We start from the raw sequence: 20,312 nt of genomic DNA on the forward strand, positions 1-20,312 counted from the left end.
GCACCTTCTCCTACTCATCTGCCGCGCGATGACATCTCGGCGAGCAGCACGCGTTGAGGAGAAGCCCTGTCGCGATTGCCAGGGGTATTGCTCCGATCGCGAGTATCAGTCCGGCACCGAACCGTTGATCTCGTGCGAGGTCGTCGAGCCAGCCGCGCTGCAACGATGTGAAGTACTGATCGGCAATCACCGCGTCAGTGGTGATCAGTGCTGCTGCGAGGCCCCCGTAGGCCAAGAACGCCGCAAGGAGCAGGGCCGTCCTGATCGCGGCGCTCGCTCGTCTCGGCAAGGGATCGACGCCGACCATGACCCAGAAGAACATGAAACCGCAGATCAGCAGGATTCCGTTGATCACCAGGTGGGGGACGTGCGAGCCGGCGACAGCGCTGTACATCCCTCCCAGGTAAAGGAGAGGCAGGGCTCCGGCGAAAATCACAGCAATCACATAGGGCTGGGACATGAATCGGAACCAGGAGCCTCTGTACACGCTTTGCGCCCATTCCCTCAGCCCCGGCGCATCTCCGGACGATCGCCGAACGGAGAGCCTGAACAGCGTGAACGGGGCGCCCAGGACCAGACAGAGTGGAGCAAGGACCGCCACGGCGGACGTTGCCGCCATATGCATACTCATCACTGCAGGTGCATACCTACCCACTCCCGATGATGTTGCGACAAGCAACACCAGGCACCCCAGAGCCCAGCTGACCGATCGGAACGTCGACCACTGCACGCCCTGCTGTCGGAGGCGAAAAACGCCGACGACGTAGCACGCAGCCAACACCACGGCGAGAGTTCCGAAAATGAGATCGAATCGCCAGTCGACGAGCAAGCGGCCCGCAGTCGGTACGCCATCGAGCGCATACCCGAGCACCTCCTCGACTCTGCTCGGATCCTGTCGCTCCGTGGGCGCCGGGGGCGGCGTGCGGCCCAGGGCGACGGCGATACCGACGGTTACTGCGAGAACCACCGACTCCACCACTGCCAGACGAATGAAGGTGCGACCGTCGCTAGGATCCTTCGTCAGTTCGGCGATCGCGATTTTCCGTTGGCGCCAACCTGCCAGTCCGGTGAGGACCAAGGCGGCGACTTTGGCAAGAATCAAGACACCGTAGGTGCTACTCCACACCGCGGTGAGCGGCACCCGCACGGCAGCGTTGACCACACCGCTGATCGCTATGACGACGAACGCCATGAGTGCCACGGCCGAGAAGCGGCGCGCGGCGAAGTCGAGATAGCTCCCCTTTCTGCGGGCATGCAACACGAGAGCCGCTATTCCTCCCATCCAAATCGACGCCGCGAGGATATGCAGAACCAAACTGTTCGTGGCGATGTCGTGGGATCCACCCGAAGAGGAGTGACCCGACAATGCCCTGGGGAGCAGGCTGAACAAAGCGAATGCGAGAAGTAACGGTGTCCACGAATATCGCAGGGTCAGACGACACGCAATCGCGAGCACGAGTGCGAGCCCTGCGGTCCATGCCCATGCAGTTGTGACATCGATGTCCGAAATCGCGCGAGCGAACAGCCCTGGATCGGCGAACACGACGGAGAGAGGTTGGCCTGAACTGTCCGAGAGGGTGAGTGGAACGAGCAGCGCCGCGCATACCGCCCAGATAGCGGCGGCGACGCTTGCGGTTCGTAGCGCCAGATATCCGTCGACATCGAGTACACCTGAGGCTTGAGGCGGAACGAGAACGGCAGCCAAAAGTAGACTGCCTACGGTCATCACGGCGGCAACCTCGCCGAACGCCATCACCGCCGGGAGTCCGTAAATCGTCAAGGGCCCCGGATCTGGAAGTCCGAGCAATCGCAGCGCCTCGGAAGTTGATGCGCGCGCCAATGCCGCCGCAGTGATTGCAGCTATGACACCCCATCCCAATACTTTCCGTATGGGTCGTCCGACGACGAGGGTATCGGCGCCGGACGGTTCGGTTTCGATCATTTGCGGGTGGACCTCTCAGCATTGTGGATCTCGCCCGCGCGATCGGCGCTCCGGACCAAAATACTATGACGGATAGTTGCATGGGTGCTTCAGCCAGGGTTTACTGAAACTCTCTCGTTGGCAAATATGCGCATATGAGAATACGACGCTCCAGTCATAGGCGAGAAGGGCATATCGAGATGGGTCACGGCCATGGGCACGGCGTTGCGGAACAAGCTGCGAGTGCATCGGGTAAACATGTCCGCAAATTATGGATAGCCGTCGGGCTCGGTCTGGTCACGTTCGTCACGCAAGTCATCGTGGGGTTGTCCACGTCATCGCTCGCCCTGCTCTCCGACTCCGCACACGTCTTCACCGATGTGTTCGGCATCCTCATGGCATTGACCGCTATCTTGCTTGCGCAAAGAGCGCGATCGCGCCCGGATCGCACGTTCGGTATGTACCGGGCGGAGGTGTTCGCTGCCTTGTTCAATGCCCTACTCCTGTTCGGTGTCGCCGGATGGGTTCTCTACGAAGCTCTCGGTCGACTTTCCGATCCGCCTGAGGTCCCTGGACTCCCGGTGAGCATTGTCGCTGTCGTCGGCCTCGTGATGAACATCGCGGCATTCTTGCTCCTTCGCAGCGGGGCGAAGGAAAGCATCAACGTCCGGGGCGCCTATCTCGAGGTCATGGCTGACATGCTCGGGTCCGTTGGAGTCCTGATCAGCGGATTGGTCACACTGATCTTCGGATGGCGGTACGCGGATCCGGTGATCGGTGTTGCGATCGGCTTGTTCGTCCTACCGCGTGCCTACAATCTCGGCCGCCATGCCCTGCGGATCCTGCTCCAGCACGCCCCCGCCGGCGTGAGCATCACCGAGGTGACGCAAGCCTTGCAGGGGATCCCCGGGGTCAAGGACGCCCACGACCTTCACATCTGGACGCTCACATCGGGCATGGAAGTTGCGTCGGCGCATCTGACGATCGACGAGGAGTCCGATCCGACCAAGGTTCTCGCTGCTGCCCAGGATCTGTTGGCCACCCAGTTCAATCTCGTTCACGCGACCCTGCAGGTAGAACCCGCCGCGGGTGACGGGCGTTGCCAGGAGCTTCCGTGGTGAGTACCAACGAGGTGACCACGAACGACAAATCCCCCCATCGCAAGAAACGAATTCTCTTCGCTACGACGGTGCTCGTTTCGGTCGTCGTCGCCCTGACGATTGAGCCCGTTGCGCGGAAGCACCTGTCCGGGGCCAACGAGATGGATCTGGGCGTCGTCAGTTTGAGGCTGGCTTACAACAGTGGTGTCGCCTTCAGCCTGGGCAATCAGCTGCCGAGTGCCGTCATCATCGCCTTTACCGGCCTCGCCACCATGGGAATCGCCGTATACGCCTGGCGGAGTGTCCCGCAAAGTCGCGGGGTGGCCGTGATCGGTTTCGCTCTGATTGTCGCCGGAGCTGCCTCCAACGTGGTCGACCGAGCCCTCGACGGGAAGGTCACCGACTACTTCCACACCGGCTGGTGGCCCACCTTCAATCTTGCCGATACCTACCTCACCTGTGGATTCATCCTGGTCGCCGTGTCGCTGCTGTTCGAATCCGCGCGCGGGTCCGAACGTGAGATTCAGCGTCCGCAATCCGTGTGACCTGATTCGAGCGAGGAGGGAGCCGGAGCGCTGTCGACAGGGAAGCAGTCCATCTCTGCGAACTTCTGCGGTTCGAGGTGGCGAAACCACGACGCCCCACTCGTCGAAAATTTCCGCGGTCCGCCTGTTTTCGGTCGAATGCGTTCGGATAGTTTGGGGGCTATGAAAATAAAGTTCGGCATGACAAACTTTGAGGTGTGACTCTTTTGACTGCCAGGAATGTCGATGCTTCGGTCGGGTGGCCATGAGCGCACCGTCGCGGCGACAATTGTTGATCGGTGGGGCGCTCGCCGGATCAGCCGGACTCATGATGAACGCAGGAAGAGTTGCGGGCGCATCGCCTACCGAGCATCCCGGAAACACCAACCCGGGTACCGCCGCACCTGACGGAGACGGCGGAGTCCGTCACGGCGGCACGAGCGGTGCGACCTTTCGGGCCGGTCAGCAGGTGAACCACACTGCCAACGGGTTTCATCCCACGGCAATGCTGCGTGACTTCGACTACGGGACGACTTCCGAATTGCCTGACGGTCGAACGCTACGCGAGTGGGAGATCTTCGCAGCCGACGAGGAGATCGAGGTAGCACCCGGAGTCTATTTTCCCGCGTGGACCTTCAACTCCCGCATTCCAGGTCCCGCCTTGAGATGCAGTGAGGGAGACCGGCTCCGGGTGCGGTTCGTCAACGGTTCCGCGCACCCTCACACGATGCACTTTCACGGAATCCATCCCGCTGACATGGACGGAATTCCCGGGGTAGGTCGGGGCATCATCGAGCCGGGCGAATCATTCACTTACGAATTCGATGCAACCCCTTTCGGATTGCATCTCTATCACTGCCACGTCAATCCACTTGCAGAGCACATTGCCCGCGGCATGTACGGCACATTCATCGTCGATCCAGCTCAGGGGCGCCCGGCGGCTGACGAAATGGTGATGGTGATGCACGGCTACAACACCACATTCGACGGGCAAGGAAACCAGCTCTACGCGGTCAACGGCATCCCGTTCCATCACATGCACGAACCGGTACAGGTGAAACGAGGCGAGCTGGTTCGCATCTACCTGGTCAACGTCCTCGAATACGATCCGATCAACAGCTTCCACGTGCACGGGAACTTCTTCGACTACTACCCGACCGGGACTCGGCTCGAGTCCAGCGAATTCACGGACACGATCATCCAGGCCCAAGGTCAGCGCGGAATATGCGAACTGCGCTTTCCCTACCTGGGCAAGTACATGTTCCACGCCCACAAGACCGAATTCGCCGATCTGGGCTGGATGGGATTCTTCGAGGTGACCGAATGACCGGCACCCCAGATCCTCCCTCTCCTACGAGCACTCATGAGAATTCCTTTGACACTGCGGGTTCCGCGCATACAGAGTCCGATCAAACAGGCGCATCTCGCACCGGCCTTTGGCTCCGAGGCGCCGCAGTACTCGCGATCATCGTCATCGCCCTGACTGCGCTGGCAATGCTCGCCGGACAAAGCCTCCCCGAACGCACCGGCCCACCGATCGAGAACATCTCCGTCGAACGAACGGCCCTCGAACCAGGCCGAATCACGTTGACGCTACGCAACACCGGCCCCGACGCGGTGACCGTCGCGCAAGTTGCCGTGAACGACACATTCGTCGATTTGGTAGGCGCTGCAGATCCCATCGGCAGACTCGAGTCCCAGACGATCACCCTCGACTACCCGTGGATCACCGGACAGCCGTACCTCGTCTCGATGCTCACCTCCACAGGGTTGGTCATCGAACACGAAATTCCCGCTGCCGTAGCAACTCCCGTCCCGGGAGTGGCGTTCTTCGGCTTGATGGCTCTATTGGGCACATACGTCGGAGTCATCCCGGTCCTGCTCGGGATGCTCTTGCTACCTGTGATGCGGGGCGCCGGCGTCAGGGCAGTCAGATTCGTGCTGGCCGTCACGGTCGGTCTGCTCGCCTTTTTGATCTTCGACGGCACGAGCGAGGGGTTCAAGCTGGCAGCAGCCTCGAGCGGAGCCTTCGGCGGCGGCACTCTCGTCGTTCTCGGCGCGGCGATCGCCTTCCTGACGCTCACGTGCATCGACCGCTACCTACGCGGAAGACGCCCAGCCGGTACGACAGGTGCATCCGAACTCAGACTGGCACTGATGATTTCCATCGGCATCGGATTGCACAATCTCGGAGAAGGCCTCGCGATCGGATCCGCGTATGCGGTAGGTGAGCTTGCGCTCGGCGCGTTCCTCGTTATCGGATTCACCCTGCACAACACAACAGAGGGACTCGCGATCATCGCACCGTTGGCTCGGCGACGTACCCCCCTGTTGACCTTGTTGGGGTTGGGATTGATCGCGGGTGCGCCGGCAATTCTCGGTGCTGTTATCGGGGCGGGCGTCGACAACCGTGAAGTATCTGCGTTGCTGCTCGGAGTCGGGGTCGGCGCAATCATCCAGGTCGTCATCCAAATTGCACCGTCCTTGCGCACACAAGGCCGCTCGGATCTGGATCCGATGGTTCTCGTCGGCGTCGGTGTCGGAATACTCCTGATGTTTCTCACTGGTTTGGTGGTCCCCGCATGAGCACGATCGATCCATCCGACATCAAGGTCGGGCGCAGAACGGTCCTCCTCACAGCCTGCGCGACAACTTGTCTCGCCGTTGCCGGATGTAGCACCCAGAACAACAGCAATGCACCCGGCGTAACCCTGGGCAGTGCCGAGGTTCCGATATCAGCGGTTCCTGTCGGCGGCGGAGTCATTCTGGCGGACGAGCAAGTCGTGATCACCCAGCCGCAGGAAGGCGTGTTCCAAGCCTTCTCTGCGGTATGTACCCACCAGGGATGCGTAGTCTCCGAGGTCAGCGATGGAACGATCAACTGCCCATGTCATGGCAGCCGATACTCCATCGTCGATGGCTCGGTCGTGCAACGACCTGCTCAGAAGCCACTGCACAGCTACGCCCTTTCTCGCACCGCGGACACGATCATCGTCAACTAAGCCGGAGAACGGCACTTCCGAACTGGGACAGCTATCTGCGAAGGTTGTTATGGAACAGTGCGTTCGGCGGCGCTGAGGAAGTGAGAGATGTGTATTCTGCACAACCCGAGTTCTCGGCGTACGGCCCATCGCATTGGGCAGCCATCGCTCTGTTTGTCGCGGGTTCGGTGTTTCTGATCTGGGCGGGACGTAGACAGACCGAAGCGCAAGCTCGCCACCTCAGCCGCGCCCTCGGCGGAATACTGGCGGTGATATACGGCTCGGCGGTGCTCTACTCGCTGTCCTCACCCACGCTAGGAGGATCCGTACCCTTACAACTCACCGATCTCGCGACAGTGTCCGCGATCTACGCATTGTGGTCGCACCGACATTGGCCGTTCGCCCTCACCTACTACTGGGGGCTTGTATTGAGTACGCAGGCGTTGATTTCACCGGCTCTGGCCGGGCCCGACTTCCCCGGTTACGAGTTTCTTGCCTTCTGGGCGATTCACCTGTTTGTCGTCTGGGCCGCGATCTATCTCACGTGGGGCCGGAGAATGCGACCTACATGGCGCAGCTACCGCTTCGCGGTACTGGTCACGCTGACATGGGCGATAGTCACTTTCATCTTCAATCGCATCGCCGATACCAATTACGGCTTTCTCAACGCCAAACCTTCCACCGCATCGCTGCTGGACCTGATGGGTCCGTGGCCGGTGTATCTGTTTTCTGGGATGACAATCGTATTCATCATCTGGGCTCTGATGACGTGGCCGTGGGAGAGAGACGGAATTCTCGACAAGGACGCCGCGCAACCCGTGGTCTAGCCGTCCTCGCTCGACCTCCGCACCCCTGGCATGGACCGACCGCTTTTCAGCAACAATCTGCACAGTCCTGCCCAATCGAGCTACCGGGCAGCCGAGTGACAGGCAAGCGAGAGCAGCAGATGTGATACTCAACCGGCATGTAGATGCAGGCGGCGTTGCACACTCCGATCGGCGACTCGCGAAGACTTTCAGTTTCACCCGCTCCAGTTCGTCTGCACGTACATCCCCGACGGTGACCGCTCTGCTGTGAAGCCGCTGATCCCGAGCCCTCAAGAACTCACTGCAGGAGGACGTGACACCAGCCCACGAATAATTTGCCAGTTACAGCGGGAATCACGTCTCAGCAGATTCACTCTGCACTCGAGCTAAGGGGTTGCTTCGAGTTGCTGATCACATATGGCGGATCGATTGCCGAAAAATGCTTCGATTGGCGGTTCAGAAAATCAGGAATCCGCTGCCGTTCGGCGTTCGAGCAGGACTGTGTCGCGCCAGATCCCGTCGAGTTGGGCGATCTTCTCGCGGATCCCGATGGTGCGGAACCCTGCCGAGTGATGCAGGGAGACGGAGGCGCGATTTTCAGGGAAGATCGACGTCTGCAGGGTCCAGAGCCCATCCGCGTCCGCTGCCATGACTTGCTTGCGTAGCAACGCTTTTCCGACACCTCGCCCGCGCATCCCGTCGGCGACATAGACGGAATTTTCGGCGACTCCGCGGTAGCAGTCCCGCCCGGAGGTCGAACTCAGGGCAGCCCAGCCGACGACGACATCGTCGATGGTGGCGACCCAGCGATGATTCGGCAGCCACTGCGCATCGAGATACTCCCGGCTGGGGACTTCGGTGGTGAAAGTGGCGTTGCGCGTGGCGATCCCTTCGCCGTAGATCCGCAGAACGGCGTCCCAGTCGTCATCGGACATGACCCGGACGGCGACATCGTCAGGAAGATCGCTCGGGCAGCACGGCCGCGGCGCGAGAACTCCCATCACGATGTCGGCGGCCTGCGGCAACGCGACGCAGCACGTCGGATTCATCGCGACAACGGTGCTGGTCCCCTCTTTGCGCAGGCTGACGAATCCCACATCGGCGAGCTTACGTACATGGTGGGAGACCGTGGGCTGCCCGATCCCCAACGCCTCGGCGAGAGCCCCGATCGTGATGCCGCCAGCAGCGCTCGCGACGCGGTGCAGCAGCCGCACCCGCATCGGTTCGGCCAGGCACGCGAACCACTGCGCGTAGGTGTCGGCGTCAGCTTGCTCGAGCACATTCGAGTCGACCGCACCTGGGTCCGAATCGCCGACGCGCACCGTCGGGGTCTGCAGCGATGTCATGCACACACTATATCGACCTTCGTCGATGGTTGCATTCATCGACTGATATCGATACAGTTCGAATTAAAGATCGATCATTGTCGATGAAAGGAATTTGTGATGACCGAACTACCCGTTGTCGTGATCGGAGCTGGACCGATCGGCCTCGCCGCCGCCGCGCAACTGCGCGAACGAGGACTCACGCCGCTGGTGCTTGAGCGAGGCGCCGTCGCCGGTACGGCGATCGCCGAATGGAATCACGTCCGGCTCTTCTCCCGCTGGTCCGAACTCGTCGATCCCGCCGCGCAGTGTCTGCTCGAGCAGAACGGGTGGAGCGCTCCCGACGTAGATGCGTACCCGACCGGACAGCAGTGGCGTCAGCTCTACCTCGAACCCCTCGCCGCCGCCCTCGGTGATGCGGTGCAGTTCGACACCGAGGTGATCGGCGTCGCCCGACGTGGCCGCGACCTGGTCGTCGACGCCGGCCGCGATACCGAACCTCTCTCCATCCACCTGCGCCGCGCCGACGGCAGCGAGGACCGCGTCTTCGCCCAGGCCGTCGTCGATGCTTCCGGCACCTGGGGCACCCCGAACCCGCTCGGCGGGGAAGGACTGCCCGCCCTCGGCGAGAGGGCTGCCGCTGCCGCGATCACCTACCGTGTGCCCGACCTCGACGACGAGGCGATCCGTGCCCAGTTCGCCGGGAAACACACCGTCATCGCAGGCAGCGGCCATTCCGCACTGACTGCCATCGTCGCGCTAGCCGGACTCGAAAAGCAAGCCCCCGGTACGCGCATCACGTGGGCTGTTCGCCGCGGGGCTATCGGTTCCGCGTTCGGCGGCGGTGAGTCGGACGAGCTGCCCGCTCGCGGCGCACTCGGACTCCGCGCGAAGAAGGCTGTCGACGACGGACTTCTCACCGTGGTCACCGGTTTCCGCACCGCCGCCGTCGAATCCGCCGACAATGGTCAGCTCGCACTGGTCTCCGATGCCGGCACCCGGATCGAGAACGTCGACAACGTCGTCACCTTGACCGGATTCCGCCCCGACTTGTCGTGGCTGTCGGAAATCCGACTCGGCCTCGACCCCGTGCTGCAGGCCCCGACACAGTTGGCGCCTCTGATCGACCCGAACGTCCACTCCTGCGGCACGGTCTATCCGCACGGCGCGAAAGAACTTCGCCATCCCGAACCGGGTATGTACCTGGCGGGGATGAAGAGCTACGGCCGCGCGCCGACGTTCCTGGCGATGACCGGGTACGAGCAGGTACGCAGCATCGCCGCCGAACTCGCCGGCGATCACGAGGCCGCCGCCCGGGTGGAGTTGATCCTCCCGGAAACCGGAGTCTGCGGCGGCGCTGGTGTTTTCGACGAACCCGATACCGCGGAATCCGAGGGTGGCTGCTGCGCCGCACCTGCTCCGGAGCTGATCTCGCTGTCCAGTCCCTCCGGCAGTTCCAACTCCTGCGGATAGGGCACAGCCGATGACGACCATCGAAGATCCGCCTCGCCCCGTCAGCCTCGATCCGTCGGGGCTGCGGCGGGTCCTGGTGGCGCTGTGTCTGACCGAAATCACCAGCTGGGGGATTCTGTACTACGCGTTTCCCGTTCTGTCGGTAGCCATTTCCCGCGATACCGGATGGTCGAGCGCTGTGATCGTGGCGGCGTTCTCGGTCAGCCAACTCGCCGCCGCCGCCGTCGGCATACCGGTGGGACGGATCCTCGATCGCCACGGGCCCCGCTGGGTCATGACCACAGGATCTGTACTCGCTGTACCCGCACTGGTGGTCATCGCGACAGCTCACACCCTCCCACTGTTTTTCGCGGGTTGGGTGTTCGCCGGAATCGCGATGGGCGCGGTGCTGTATCCACCGGCATTCGCCGCACTGACTCGCTGGTACGGCGACAACTACGTCAAAGCACTGATGATTCTCACCCTCGCCGCGGGTCTGGCCAGTACCGTCTTCGCGCCGCTGTCTGTCGCTCTGGCCGATCGATTCGATTGGCGCACAACCTACCTGATCCTCGCGGTCATACTGGCTGTGATCACCATCCCCGGACATATCTGGGGTTTGCGTGGCGGATGGCCCAACCCCGACCGGCTACCCCATGCGCAGCCCGGCGACTATCACCGCACCTCCCGCAGCATCCCATTTCTTGCTCTGCTCGTCGCCCTCGCTGCAGCTGCCTTCGCCGCATCCGCCGGCGTCTTCAACCTCGTACCGCTGCTGATCGAACGCGGTTTCAGTCCCAGCCTCGCCGCACTCACTCTCGGATTGGGCGGCGCCGGTCAGGTCATCGGCCGCATCTTCTACCTACCGCTCGCAGCGAAAACCAGTGTCCGCGTACGCACGGTATCGGTCATCGTCGTTGCCGCCCTGAGCACCGCGTGGTTAGGTCTGGCGAGCTCGGCGGCGGCGTTGATCGGCATCGCCGTCGGCGCCGGACTGGTCCGCGGCATCTTCACGTTGATACAGGCCACCGCCATCACCGACCGCTGGGGCGGTGAACACTACGGGCGCCTCAACGGGCTGATGTCCGCGCCGATCGTCATCGTCATGGCCTTGGCGCCGTGGGCCGGCGCCGTGCTTTCCACCTGGACCGGTACTTACGCCCACGCCTACCTCGTCCTTGGAGCGATCGCCCTGGTCGGCGCGGTGATCAGCGCAGCAACCATCCCCGCCCTCCGCACCATCACAACGATTCCGATCACTTCCTGACCGAAAGAGAACTCTCATGACGCACTACGACGCGATCGTCGTCGGGGGCGGTCAGTCCGGCTTGGCCGCAGCGCATCATCTGCGCCGCCAGCGGCTCGACACCGCAATCGTCGAAGCTGGTAGCGAACCTGTCGGATCCTGGCCGCAGTACTACGACAGCCTCACTTTGTTTTCACCAGCAAAGTACAGCTCCCTCCCCGGTTTACCGTTCGGCGGCGACGGTGACCGCTATCCCGGCCGCGACGAAGTCGTCGACTATCTCCGGCGTTACGCGAAGACTCTCGATGTGGATTTCCACGTCAACGAGCGAGCCGACACGGTCACCACCAGCGAGGGCCAGTTCACCGTCCGGACCGACAGCGGATCCATCTTCACTGCCCCTCGAATCATTGCCGCCACAGGAGGATTCGGCACTCCCCACATTCCCGCACTGAAGGGGCTCGATGCCTTCACCGGGACTGTTGTGCACGCCGCCGACTACCGCGAACCCACCACCTACACGGGGCAGAACGTCATCGTCGTCGGAGCCGGGAACTCGGCAGTACAGATCGCTGCCGAGCTCGCCGAAACAGCCGATGTGATCCTGGCCAGCCGAAAACCCGTGACATTCGCGCCGCAACGCCCTCTACGTCGCGACATGCATTTCTGGTTCAAGTACACCGGAATCGACACCCTCCCGATCGGGCATCTCCTCTCGCGGCCACCGACGTCGCCGGTGTTCGACACCGGCCGCTACCGCGCCGCGCTCACCGCCGACGCACCGCAACGCCGCGCCATGTTCACCAAACTCGAAGGAAACCAAGCCTTCTGGCCCGGCGGCACCACAACAACCGTCGACGCGGTCATCCTCGCCACCGGATACACCCCCAACCTGGACTACCTCACAGAACTAGGGGCACTCACCGACACCGGCCGTCCCCGCCACAAGAAAGGTCTGTCCACCACCCACCCCGGGCTCGGGTACGTGGGACTGGAATGGCAACGAAGCCTCTCGTCCGCGTCCCTACGTGGGGTGGGCCGCGATGCACACCATGTCGTCCGGACTCTCGGAGTCTGAAACCGACGTGATGGCATCGTCTACCGAAAGTCTCGTCTCCTCAAAGCTTCACCCACCCACATTTGCAGATGTGGTCAATGGTCAACCGCAAAGTCTGTCTACAAGCCAACCATTGGCCATCGTGCATTTTCCCGCCCAGTACCTCAAAATTCCGTCCAGGTATCCGGACATGTACAGCGCGGACGTTTTCACCCGCATGCTCACGTGATCGGCGCGTGATGCTCCCCCACGCCCGAGCGGGAGCGCGCGGCCGATGTCGACTTTCACTGCCCTCGGCTCGTCGAATGTCCTGATCACGGGGTGATCGGGCCAGCGTTCGGTCCAGTGGTCAGTGTTGATCACTGTGCAGCCCTCAATGGCGGTGTCGATGCGAGGGCGGTGTCGTCGACGGTCGCCCAGCGGAGCTGTCCGCTCTCGTCCCGGATCTCCAGGCTGCCGGTGCGTTGTTGAAATCCTTTGCCGACGGCCGCGACGTCGAGCCGAACCCCTGTCACACGCCCTCTCCCCGCCGTGAGTCCTGTGTATCCGGCCACCCGCGACGAGATCCGCAGATCCGGACCGTCCCATTGCCCTTCAGTGACAATCAACAGCGATCCCTTACTCCTCGCACGCGCGGCCACAGCCCTTCCGCGAGAGGGCGTTACAGCGCCACCAGAGAGGCCCAGGACAACCACGTCGAAACCCTCCAACAGAATTGCGGCGCAGTCGATTCCAGCATCCTTGGGCTGCGGCACGAGCGCGACCTTCGCCAAGTCGCCCCCTTGCTCGTGGAAGGCGAGAAGTCCGAGACCGGGCATTCCGATCACCGCCACGTGCCCACCGGCAGCGGTGACGGTGGCGAGTAGGCCGATCAGGACCGAGGCTGCGCCGTCGACACTGACGACGGTCCCTCGTGCCAACCCCCCGCGTGGGAGCAGATCACCGATCGGCTCCGGAACGGGAAGCATCCGGAGAGTCGATTGCGCGGTGGCCACGATCGGAGTTGGCTCACGCTCGCCTACGGGTTTGAGCATCACCGACGGAGTAGCTGGTTCGGTGCCGTCCGCGCGGGCAGGGATCGAGGCCATCTTGCGGCGTAGCTGTTCGAGCTTTTCCGCCTTGGTCAGCACTGTTGTTGCTGACGAGTGGGGCTTTTGGTTCATCGTCGCCCCGCTTTCCTGGATCCGCACGCACTTCCCGCCCACCAGGATACTCGAACACAGGTTCGATAAAAACAGAGTCGGGAGCGGTTGGGTTTTACGCCGGTCCAGCGATCGGCTCCAGCAAACTCGGATCGTTATTCCTCGGAGAGTTCACCGCGGTCGAGACTTCGTACGGTTCGAGGTGCGACTCCGGAACGGAGTTGATCATGGCCTGGACTTCACCTTTGTCGGTGAGATTCGGATCGAGCCAGTGTTCCCAGAACGATTCAGGCAGAATCAGCGGGGACCTGTCGTGTATGTGTCCCAAGGAATCTGAGGCTGGCCGAGTCAAGACTGTGCAGGTCCATACCCACTTGTTCGGATCATCTTCGGGCAGTTCAGGATCGGGCCACAACTCGTAGAGCCCGGCCATCGCGAGAATGTCGTCCTCGCCGTGAAGAAAATAGGGAACCTTCGACCCTGCTTCACTTTTCATCCACTCGTAGTATCCCGTGGCCGGGATGATGGCACGCCTTTTGGAAGCACTACTTCTGAATGAGGGCTTCTCCGTGACGCTTTCACTGCGGGCGTTGATCAGCTTGGACGCCATCTTCCGGTCTTTTGACCAAGCAGGGAGCAAGCCCCATTTGACCGTCCTGAGCTGGCGCTGGGGCTCGGCGCCGGGTTCCTCGCGTGGGGTTCGTTCGAGGATCACGCGGACGGGCTGAGTGGGTGCGACGTTGTACGACGGGGGCAGTTCGTCGCCGACAGTCTGCATCGTGTCGAAAAACGACTGCAATTCCTTACCTGAGCTTCGGTTGGCGTAGCGCCCGCACATGGCCTGACCTCCTCGTAGTCGGTTCCTATCCCATTGAACAGCGTGGGTCCTACTTCCACGCTCGCATGGCGTGTGATGATCTCAGCAAATACATCACAAGCAGGGAAAGGGGTTGTGCGATCAACGGTCCCCGGCCGGCACCTGCCGATGTCGCGTTGGCGGTCGCGTCCGCCACAGTCCTCGGTGTCACGGTCGGGGTTCTCCTTGCCGAAGTGGTGGCCGGCGTTGTGGTCGGAGCCGGCACCGCGGTTGTCTTCCGTTTCGTACTGCGCTCGATCATCACCCGAAAATGACCTTCTTTGCTGGTCAGCAGCGCGGAATAAGTTCGCGCATCGTCTCGTTGTAGAGGCTGTCGGTGTTCGGTTCTTTGCCCCGGGTACCACCCCAGAAATGCCGCTTCGAGCGGCCACTTGCCGAGAGGCGCAAGACGGGCACCGACCCTGTGAAGCCGCTGGACACCCTTTTCGGGGCCGGCGGCTTCGTCATATCCGGTGGCGATCAGTGGCGGCCGGGGAGGTCGACTGGCGGATGTGCAGTATTCGAAAGGTGCTGTATTCCGGCCGACGATGGAGACTAAATCATGCGCCAACGCAGTGAGGACCGAACTTCAGTCGACAAAGCCAACAGGGCGCTTCGGTGGCTACTGCTGGGATGGAGCGTGGGCAATGTTGCTGTGTGGTGGATCCACCTCGCCCGACGCAGCAGTCGTGAAGTCCAGGTTTCGCTGATAAAGCCCAGGACCCTTCGGTGAACGCACCTGGATTGATATGGGAGGCTTCCTCGCGTATTGCTCGCTGGCATCCCTCCTGGCCATTCTGGTTTGGTACATCCTGGCTCGTAGATGATCCCGTCGTTTACTTAGGCTGCGGAAACGGGCTCCAATACAACCACCAAATTGTCCATCAGCGAATCTTTCTGATTTGCACTGTTGCAGTGACTCAGTGACGACCCGGTACGTTGACCTCATCGGCGGTCTTGTCGTTGCGCAGCCCTCGAAAGGATGGGTGCCGAAGGCTGCCACCGGTGTACTCGCGGTATTCCACGTCGCAGACAAGGATCGGCCTCGACCAGGATGCATTGCGGGTGACCGCTCGCGGCGGCTCGATAGTGAACGGGCTGATCGACTGATGGAGTTCGACGAGCTTGTCTCGTAGTTCGCGCCGCTGTCGATCGGTCAGACCCGTACCAACGTTTCCGATATATCTGAGGACCCCTGAATCGTCGTGAGCGCCGAGGATCAACGATCCGACTCCTCCTGCCGCACCTCCCGAGCCGGGGAGGAAGCCGCACACTACGGCCTCACAATTAGCCCTCAGAGGCGTTTTGATCCAGTCGCGAGATCGCTTGCCGGACTGATAGATCGAGGAAATGTTCTTGGCCACGATACCTTCCAGATGGTGTTTGCGCGCCACCTCGAGCATGGTCGGTCCGTCGACGTTGAGCCAGTGCGGTGGGACTTTGATGCGCGGGTGTTCGAGACTGAGATTGGCGAGCGCCTCGCGGCGCTCGAGATAGGGCAGATCGCTGGTTGATGTGCCGTCGATGTCGAGGACGTCGAACACGTAATACGAGGTCACGGCCTCGTTGCGGAGCTGTGCGGTGGGTCTGAGCACGTGCATCCGGCGTTGCAACAGGGAGAAGGACGGCACACCGTCCAGTCCGAGGGCGACGATTTCCCCGTCGAGGACGGTTTCTCGGTGTTCGAGCACCGAGCGGAGTGCATCGACGATCTCGGGAAATGATGCGCTGATGTTTTTACCGTTGCGCGACCAGAGCATCGGATGCACGGAACCTGTTGTTGCTATTGCTCTTTGGCCATCCCATTTCGATTCGAAGGCCCTTATCTGAACTAGTGCGTGGCGACGCCTGGTCGAACTGGGGAATTTTTTCTATATCTGCTCGGCTCATCTGTCGAGGGCGCCCAATGGGCGGAGTTTTCGCGGGGTTTCACCGCAGTCGTAGCGGTGAGAGTTCGGCCCTGGTCGCTCAGCGACTTGGGCGGATGCCAGGAGGAGAGGCAGATAACAAATTTGCCGAGACTGGTGACGGTGCCTCCCAAGGCCAGCACGTCATATCTCACAAAACCAGACAGCACGCGATCAGTTCTCGACCTCAGCTGTATATCTTTGGCGGGGTAGAGGTTTCATTCTGTGTGGTCCCTGTGCGCCGGTAAGGCCAGCGCACAGAGTGCCGTCACGATCATGATTGCCGCAATGGCGTAGAACGCACCGTTGTACGCGGCCAGAAGGTCGTCCTTGTCGAGACTGCTCGTAGCTGCATAAGTGACCAGGACGGAAAGCCCGAGAGCGCCACCGACCTGTTTGGTGGTATTCATCAGCCCTGAGGCAGCACCCGCGTCTGCGGCGGGGATCCCTGAGGTGACAGCAGCAGTGATGGGAGTGTTCAGTACTCCACTCCCGACGCTGAAGATGATGGCGGGCAGAAGGATTCCCTGCACGTAACCGCTGTCGGTATCGAGTTGGGCTTGTACCCAGAATCCTGCAGCAGCCACAAGCGATCCGGCTGCGATGAGAACGCGTCCGTCAATTCTGCCCATCATCCAGGGAGTCAGCCCCACCCCGATAGCTATCGCGACAATGGTATGAGGCAGAAAGGCCAGACCCGTTTGGACGGGGCTGTAGCCGAGAACGTTCTGCATGGACAGCGTCAGGAAGTACCACATCGGGTTCAGGCATGCTCCAGCCAGCAGCATGATCACATTGCCGATGGAGACTGCCCTGTTCCGAAAGATATGCAGCGGTATCAGAGGTGACGATGTCACCCATTTTTCGACGACGACGAAGGCGATCAGGAGCGATACGCCGATCGCAATGCCAGAGATGGTCGAGTTTGCCGACCAACCATCATCTGCGGCCTGGGCGACACCGTAAGCCAAGGATCCGAGACCTCCTGTCGCCAAGACTGCTCCAGCGAAATCCAGTTGTGGACGCGGCCCAGAGGGACGATCGGCGGCAATACAGCGAACAGTCAGCAGCACTGCAGCCATCCCGATCGGCACATTGATCAGCAGCGTCGACCGCCATGTCAGATATTCGGTGAGGACACCTCCCACCACATTTCCTGCTGTACCGCCTGCGATGCCCACCGCCGTCCAAGTGGCCAGTGCACGAGTGCGACGAGGGCCTTCGGGGAAAGTGGCGGTCAAAATAGTCAGCGTCGCTGGAGCGAGGATCGCAGCGCCCAAGCCTTGAACCGCCCTGGCCACGACGAGAAGAGACGCCGAGTCTACGAGACCTCCGGCGAGGCTTGCTCCGGAAAACACTGCCAGTCCGATCACAAAGACCCGTCGGCGTCCGAGAAGATCCGCCAGACGGCCACCGAGCAGCAGGAAGCCCGCAAAGGTCAATGCGTAAGCATTCACTACCCATGCCAGTCCGCCAGCGTCGAATCCAAGACTCTCGCGGATGGACGGCAGAGCAACATTCACTACCGAGATATCAAGAACAACCATGAACTGCGCGGCACACACCACTGCGAGTGCGATGCTCGCGGAGCGATGTCGGTTTTCCTCGACGAGCGGGGTGTTCATCGGACTTCGAGGCATAGGCCACTCCCCAAAACTTGGTACATCTGTATCTTATACAAACGTACCAAGGTGAGCTTTGCCAGATGTCGAGTTTCGACTCTACCTCCGGCACAGGGAGCCCTCGCGGAGCCACAGTTTCCGAGCACAAGACAAGCGGTACGGACGTATCATCTACGGCTGTACCAGGATCGGTTCGACACATGCAGGGAGATTTCACGGTGCCACGCAGACCCGACCCCACCCGGCGCCGTGCAGAAATTGCCGAGGCGCTTGTTCGTGTCGCCAATCGAGACGGTCTGCATGCGGTAACAATGAGATCCGTCGCCGCCGAAGCCGGGGTGTCGCTGCGGTTGGTGCAGTACTACTTCACCAGCAAAGAGGAGCTGCTGGTCGGCGCTCTCCAACATCTAGAACAAAGTAGCCAGGAGCGATGGGCACAACGACTGGCCGATCTTCCGAGTCCTCCGACACCACGATCGATCATCGACACATTCGCGGTCGAAGCGTTGCCGACCGACGAACCCAGCAGCATGTTTCATCTCCTGTGGATGTCCTACGCCGTCCTGGCGATGACCAACACACAGGTTGCACGACATCCCTCCATCAGCGGCATCGACCGGATCGAACGACAGCTCACCGAAGCACTGCAACGCGCTGCGGATGCCGACGACCTTGCGACCGACTGTGACCCGGCAATTGAGGCTGCACGCCTGGTGACACTGGTCAACGGGCTGGGCACGAGCATTCTGGTCGGTCAGCGCTCCATAGAACGAGCCACCGAAGTAATCACCTACCACCTCGATCGCCTCTTCGCGGTTCCACCAGCAACGATCACCGAGCCTGCCACCTGATTACAACTGCAGTGCCGGCATCCATGCTCGACGAACCCCTGGGCTGCGGGGCCAGCTGAGGTGATTCAGCGAAAGATTGCCCATACTGCGAGGACTACCAGCAGTACGGCAAGGACGAACAAAACCACGAACGTGGCGGTGGGGTGATCGTTGATCGGGACTGTAAGAACAACGGTGTAACTCTGAAAGGAGATACGCCACTATGACTGACGTGATTGAACGTGAGACAGAGACGAACTCGGCTCAGCCGGGTATCAGCGATGCGCGGCTCAAAGAGCTGGTCGAGCAGGCGCGAGCCGAAGGGCTGCAGTTGACCGGAGATGGTGGATTGCTGTCGAAGCTGACCAAGCTAGTCGTGGAGTCCGCGCTCGAAGGCGAGATGGACGACCACCTCGGATACGGCAAGAGCGACCCGGCAGGGAGGGGCAGCGGCAACTCCCGCAACGGCAGACGAGCCAAGAACGTGTTGACCGAGGCCGGCCCGGTCGAACTCGAGGTGCCCCGTGACCGGGATTCCTCCTTCGAGCCGAAGATCGTGGCCAAGCGGCAGCGTCGGCTCTCAGGCGTGGAGGACATGGTGATCTCATTGTCGGCCAAGGGTTTGACGACCGGTGAGATCGCTGCACACCTGGCCGAGGTGTACGGAGCTGATGTGTCCAAGCAGACGATCTCGACGATCACCGAGCGGGTGATGGAAGGCATGGCCGAGTGGCAGAACCGGCCGTTGGATCCTGTGTACCCGGTGTTGTTCATCGACTGCATCCACGTCAAGATCCGCGAGGGCAACGTCGCTAACCGGCCGATCTACGTCGCGATGGGGGTGACTGTCGACGGCACCCGCGACATCCTCGGATTGTGGGTCGGTGAGCACGGCGACGGGGAGGGAGCGAAGTACTGGCTTCGGGTGTTGTCCGAGCTGAAAAACCGTGGTGTGCAGGATGTTCTGATCGTCGTGTGCGATGGTCTCAAGCATCTACCCGACTCGATCGAGCAAGTGTGGCCACAGACCATCGTGCAGACTTGTGTGGTCCATCTTCTCCGTAACACCTACGCCTATGCCTCCCGCAAGGACTGGTCCGAGATCGCCAAGGACCTCAAACCCGTCTACACGGCTCCGTCGGAGCAGGCCGCGCTCGACCGATTCGCAGAGTTCAGTGACAAATGGGAGAAACGCTATCCCGCGATCATCAGGCTCTGGACTAACGCCTGGGCTGAGTTCGTGCCGTTCCTACAATTCGACAACGCCATCCGGCAGGTCATTTACACGACCAACGCCATCGAGAGTGTCAACGCTCGAATCCGCAGGGCTGTCAAGGCCCGTGGACACTTTCCGACCGAGGCCGCGGCCTTGAAATGCGTGTATCTGGCCATCATGAGCCTCGATCCCAAAGGCACCGCCCGCAGGCGCTGGTCCAACCGATGGAAGGCAGCACTGAATGCCTTCGAGATAACGTTCGACGGACGGCTGTCTGCCGGACGAAAGTAGTTAGAAACCAATCAATTACACCGTTTTCTGGACAGA

The 20,312-nt window shown here is 61.4% G+C and carries 19 protein-coding genes; 12 read left to right on the plus strand and 7 right to left on the minus strand.

Translation table 11 applies throughout. The annotated features are described in order from the left end of the window. Window positions 1-10: 10 nt before the first annotated feature. The gene (locus G4D79_RS32220; RefSeq protein ID WP_047270589.1) at window positions 11-1,942 is read right to left on the minus strand and encodes a bifunctional copper resistance protein CopD/cytochrome c oxidase assembly protein; all 1,932 of its coding nucleotides are present in this window, start codon (window positions 1,940-1,942) and stop codon (window positions 11-13) included. 179 nt (window positions 1,943-2,121) lie between these two features. Here G4D79_RS32220 and G4D79_RS32225 point away from each other — a divergent pair, with 179 nt between their 5' ends. The 6 genes from G4D79_RS32225 (at window position 2,122) to G4D79_RS32250 (ending at window position 7,353) form a co-directional block, all read left to right on the plus strand. Next, window positions 2,122-3,042: a cation diffusion facilitator family transporter gene (locus G4D79_RS32225; protein WP_003944635.1), complete on the plus strand. Its 921-nt coding sequence runs from the start codon at window positions 2,122-2,124 to the stop codon at window positions 3,040-3,042. Continuing rightward, window positions 3,039-3,566 (plus strand): signal peptidase II, encoded by a 528-nt coding sequence (lspA, locus tag G4D79_RS32230; RefSeq protein ID WP_011331644.1) that lies wholly within the window; start codon window positions 3,039-3,041, stop codon window positions 3,564-3,566. Before G4D79_RS32225 ends, lspA begins: the two co-directional genes overlap by 4 nt. 244 nt (window positions 3,567-3,810) lie before the next feature. Next, the gene (locus G4D79_RS32235; RefSeq protein ID WP_011331645.1) at window positions 3,811-4,872 is read left to right on the plus strand and encodes a multicopper oxidase domain-containing protein; all 1,062 of its coding nucleotides are present in this window, start codon (window positions 3,811-3,813) and stop codon (window positions 4,870-4,872) included. Continuing rightward, the gene (locus G4D79_RS32240; RefSeq protein WP_011331646.1) at window positions 4,869-6,131 is read left to right on the plus strand and encodes a ZIP family metal transporter; all 1,263 of its coding nucleotides are present in this window, start codon (window positions 4,869-4,871) and stop codon (window positions 6,129-6,131) included. The genes G4D79_RS32235 and G4D79_RS32240 overlap by 4 nt, the downstream gene beginning before the upstream one ends. After that, window positions 6,128-6,547 carry a ubiquinol-cytochrome c reductase iron-sulfur subunit gene (locus G4D79_RS32245; protein ID WP_011331647.1) on the plus strand — a complete coding sequence of 140 codons (420 nt, stop codon included), beginning with the start codon at window positions 6,128-6,130 and terminating at the stop codon, window positions 6,545-6,547. Before G4D79_RS32240 ends, G4D79_RS32245 begins: the two co-directional genes overlap by 4 nt. A gap of 89 nt (window positions 6,548-6,636) precedes the next feature. Further along, window positions 6,637-7,353 carry a TIGR02206 family membrane protein gene (locus tag G4D79_RS32250; RefSeq protein WP_003944610.1) on the plus strand — a complete coding sequence of 239 codons (717 nt, stop codon included), beginning with the start codon at window positions 6,637-6,639 and terminating at the stop codon, window positions 7,351-7,353. Between the two features lie 443 nt (window positions 7,354-7,796). Here the strand turns inward: G4D79_RS32250 and G4D79_RS32255 are convergent, their stop codons facing one another. Beyond that, on the minus strand, window positions 7,797-8,678 hold the full coding sequence (locus G4D79_RS32255; RefSeq protein ID WP_037131630.1) for a metalloregulator ArsR/SmtB family transcription factor: 882 nt from the start codon (window positions 8,676-8,678) through the stop codon (window positions 7,797-7,799). A 99-nt stretch (window positions 8,679-8,777) separates the two neighbouring features. On the opposite strand from G4D79_RS32255, the gene G4D79_RS32260 reads away from it, so the two are divergent. Genes G4D79_RS32260 through G4D79_RS32270 form a run of 3 tightly spaced genes read left to right on the plus strand, consistent with a single transcriptional unit; the run spans window position 8,778 to window position 12,433 of the window. After that, on the plus strand, window positions 8,778-10,130 hold the full coding sequence (locus G4D79_RS32260) for an NAD(P)-binding domain-containing protein (protein WP_003944612.1): 1,353 nt from the start codon (window positions 8,778-8,780) through the stop codon (window positions 10,128-10,130). Between the two features lie 10 nt (window positions 10,131-10,140). Beyond that, the gene (locus G4D79_RS32265) at window positions 10,141-11,376 is read left to right on the plus strand and encodes an MFS transporter (protein ID WP_011331649.1); all 1,236 of its coding nucleotides are present in this window, start codon (window positions 10,141-10,143) and stop codon (window positions 11,374-11,376) included. A 16-nt stretch (window positions 11,377-11,392) separates the two neighbouring features. Continuing rightward, a complete protein-coding gene (locus G4D79_RS32270; RefSeq protein WP_003944645.1) occupies window positions 11,393-12,433 on the plus strand; it encodes an NAD(P)/FAD-dependent oxidoreductase in 1,041 nt (346 codons plus the stop codon). An 81-nt stretch (window positions 12,434-12,514) separates the two neighbouring features. Here the strand turns inward: G4D79_RS32270 and G4D79_RS32275 are convergent, their stop codons facing one another. From G4D79_RS32275 to G4D79_RS32285, 3 genes are all read right to left on the minus strand, one after another. Beyond that, complete coding sequence (locus G4D79_RS32275) at window positions 12,515-12,775, minus strand: hypothetical protein (protein WP_003944643.1); 261 nt, start codon at window positions 12,773-12,775, stop codon at window positions 12,515-12,517. Next, window positions 12,772-13,575, minus strand: coding sequence for a hypothetical protein (locus G4D79_RS32280; RefSeq protein WP_003944658.1), 804 nt, complete (start codon window positions 13,573-13,575; stop codon window positions 12,772-12,774). Before G4D79_RS32280 ends, G4D79_RS32275 begins: the two co-directional genes overlap by 4 nt. Before the next feature lie 94 nt (window positions 13,576-13,669). Beyond that, complete coding sequence (locus G4D79_RS32285) at window positions 13,670-14,392, minus strand: SOS response-associated peptidase (protein WP_003944653.1); 723 nt, start codon at window positions 14,390-14,392, stop codon at window positions 13,670-13,672. A 65-nt stretch (window positions 14,393-14,457) separates the two neighbouring features. Between G4D79_RS32285 and G4D79_RS32290 the strand changes: the two genes are divergently transcribed. Further along, window positions 14,458-14,685 (plus strand): hypothetical protein, encoded by a 228-nt coding sequence (locus G4D79_RS32290; protein ID WP_037131601.1) that lies wholly within the window; start codon window positions 14,458-14,460, stop codon window positions 14,683-14,685. 645 nt (window positions 14,686-15,330) lie between these two features. On the opposite strand, the gene ligD is transcribed toward G4D79_RS32290, so the two are convergent. Beyond that, window positions 15,331-16,236, minus strand: coding sequence for a non-homologous end-joining DNA ligase (ligD, locus tag G4D79_RS32295; protein ID WP_214514888.1), 906 nt, complete (start codon window positions 16,234-16,236; stop codon window positions 15,331-15,333). 299 nt (window positions 16,237-16,535) lie between these two features. Then, the gene (locus G4D79_RS32300; protein WP_214514833.1) at window positions 16,536-17,957 is read right to left on the minus strand and encodes an MFS transporter; all 1,422 of its coding nucleotides are present in this window, start codon (window positions 17,955-17,957) and stop codon (window positions 16,536-16,538) included. A gap of 200 nt (window positions 17,958-18,157) precedes the next feature. Here G4D79_RS32300 and G4D79_RS32305 point away from each other — a divergent pair, with 200 nt between their 5' ends. Both G4D79_RS32305 and G4D79_RS32310 read left to right on the plus strand, forming a co-directional pair. Then, window positions 18,158-18,790, plus strand: coding sequence for a TetR family transcriptional regulator C-terminal domain-containing protein (locus G4D79_RS32305; RefSeq protein WP_308252625.1), 633 nt, complete (start codon window positions 18,158-18,160; stop codon window positions 18,788-18,790). 202 nt (window positions 18,791-18,992) lie between these two features. Next, window positions 18,993-20,276 carry an IS256 family transposase gene (locus tag G4D79_RS32310; protein WP_075832375.1) on the plus strand — a complete coding sequence of 428 codons (1,284 nt, stop codon included), beginning with the start codon at window positions 18,993-18,995 and terminating at the stop codon, window positions 20,274-20,276. Window positions 20,277-20,312: the final 36 nt, after the last annotated feature.

The sequence above is a fragment of the Rhodococcus sp. WY5 genome, assembly GCF_018588185.1.
Lineage (GTDB): Bacteria > Actinomycetota > Actinomycetes > Mycobacteriales > Mycobacteriaceae > Rhodococcus_F > Rhodococcus_F qingshengii.

Excerpts from the sequence above, each read along its gene's own strand:
- G4D79_RS32280 (WP_003944658.1), bottom strand. The coding sequence starts at position 13,575 with ATGAACCAAAAGCCCCACTCGTCAGCAACAACAGTGCTGACCAAGGCG.
- G4D79_RS32245 (WP_011331647.1), top strand. The coding sequence starts at position 6,128 with ATGAGCACGATCGATCCATCCGACATCAAGGTCGGGCGCAGAACGGTC.
- G4D79_RS32265 (WP_011331649.1), top strand. The coding sequence starts at position 10,141 with ATGACGACCATCGAAGATCCGCCTCGCCCCGTCAGCCTCGATCCGTCG.
- G4D79_RS32220 (WP_047270589.1), bottom strand. The coding sequence starts at position 1,942 with ATGATCGAAACCGAACCGTCCGGCGCCGATACCCTCGTCGTCGGACGA.
- G4D79_RS32300 (WP_214514833.1), bottom strand. The coding sequence starts at position 17,957 with ATGCCTCGAAGTCCGATGAACACCCCGCTCGTCGAGGAAAACCGACAT.
- G4D79_RS32260 (WP_003944612.1), top strand. The coding sequence starts at position 8,778 with ATGACCGAACTACCCGTTGTCGTGATCGGAGCTGGACCGATCGGCCTC.
- G4D79_RS32310 (WP_075832375.1), top strand. The coding sequence starts at position 18,993 with ATGACTGACGTGATTGAACGTGAGACAGAGACGAACTCGGCTCAGCCG.
- G4D79_RS32255 (WP_037131630.1), bottom strand. The coding sequence starts at position 8,678 with ATGACATCGCTGCAGACCCCGACGGTGCGCGTCGGCGATTCGGACCCA.
- G4D79_RS32240 (WP_011331646.1), top strand. The coding sequence starts at position 4,869 with ATGACCGGCACCCCAGATCCTCCCTCTCCTACGAGCACTCATGAGAAT.
- G4D79_RS32290 (WP_037131601.1), top strand. The coding sequence starts at position 14,458 with ATGGCGTGTGATGATCTCAGCAAATACATCACAAGCAGGGAAAGGGGT.
- G4D79_RS32270 (WP_003944645.1), top strand. The coding sequence starts at position 11,393 with ATGACGCACTACGACGCGATCGTCGTCGGGGGCGGTCAGTCCGGCTTG.
- G4D79_RS32225 (WP_003944635.1), top strand. The coding sequence starts at position 2,122 with ATGGGTCACGGCCATGGGCACGGCGTTGCGGAACAAGCTGCGAGTGCA.
- G4D79_RS32235 (WP_011331645.1), top strand. The coding sequence starts at position 3,811 with ATGAGCGCACCGTCGCGGCGACAATTGTTGATCGGTGGGGCGCTCGCC.
- G4D79_RS32285 (WP_003944653.1), bottom strand. The coding sequence starts at position 14,392 with ATGTGCGGGCGCTACGCCAACCGAAGCTCAGGTAAGGAATTGCAGTCG.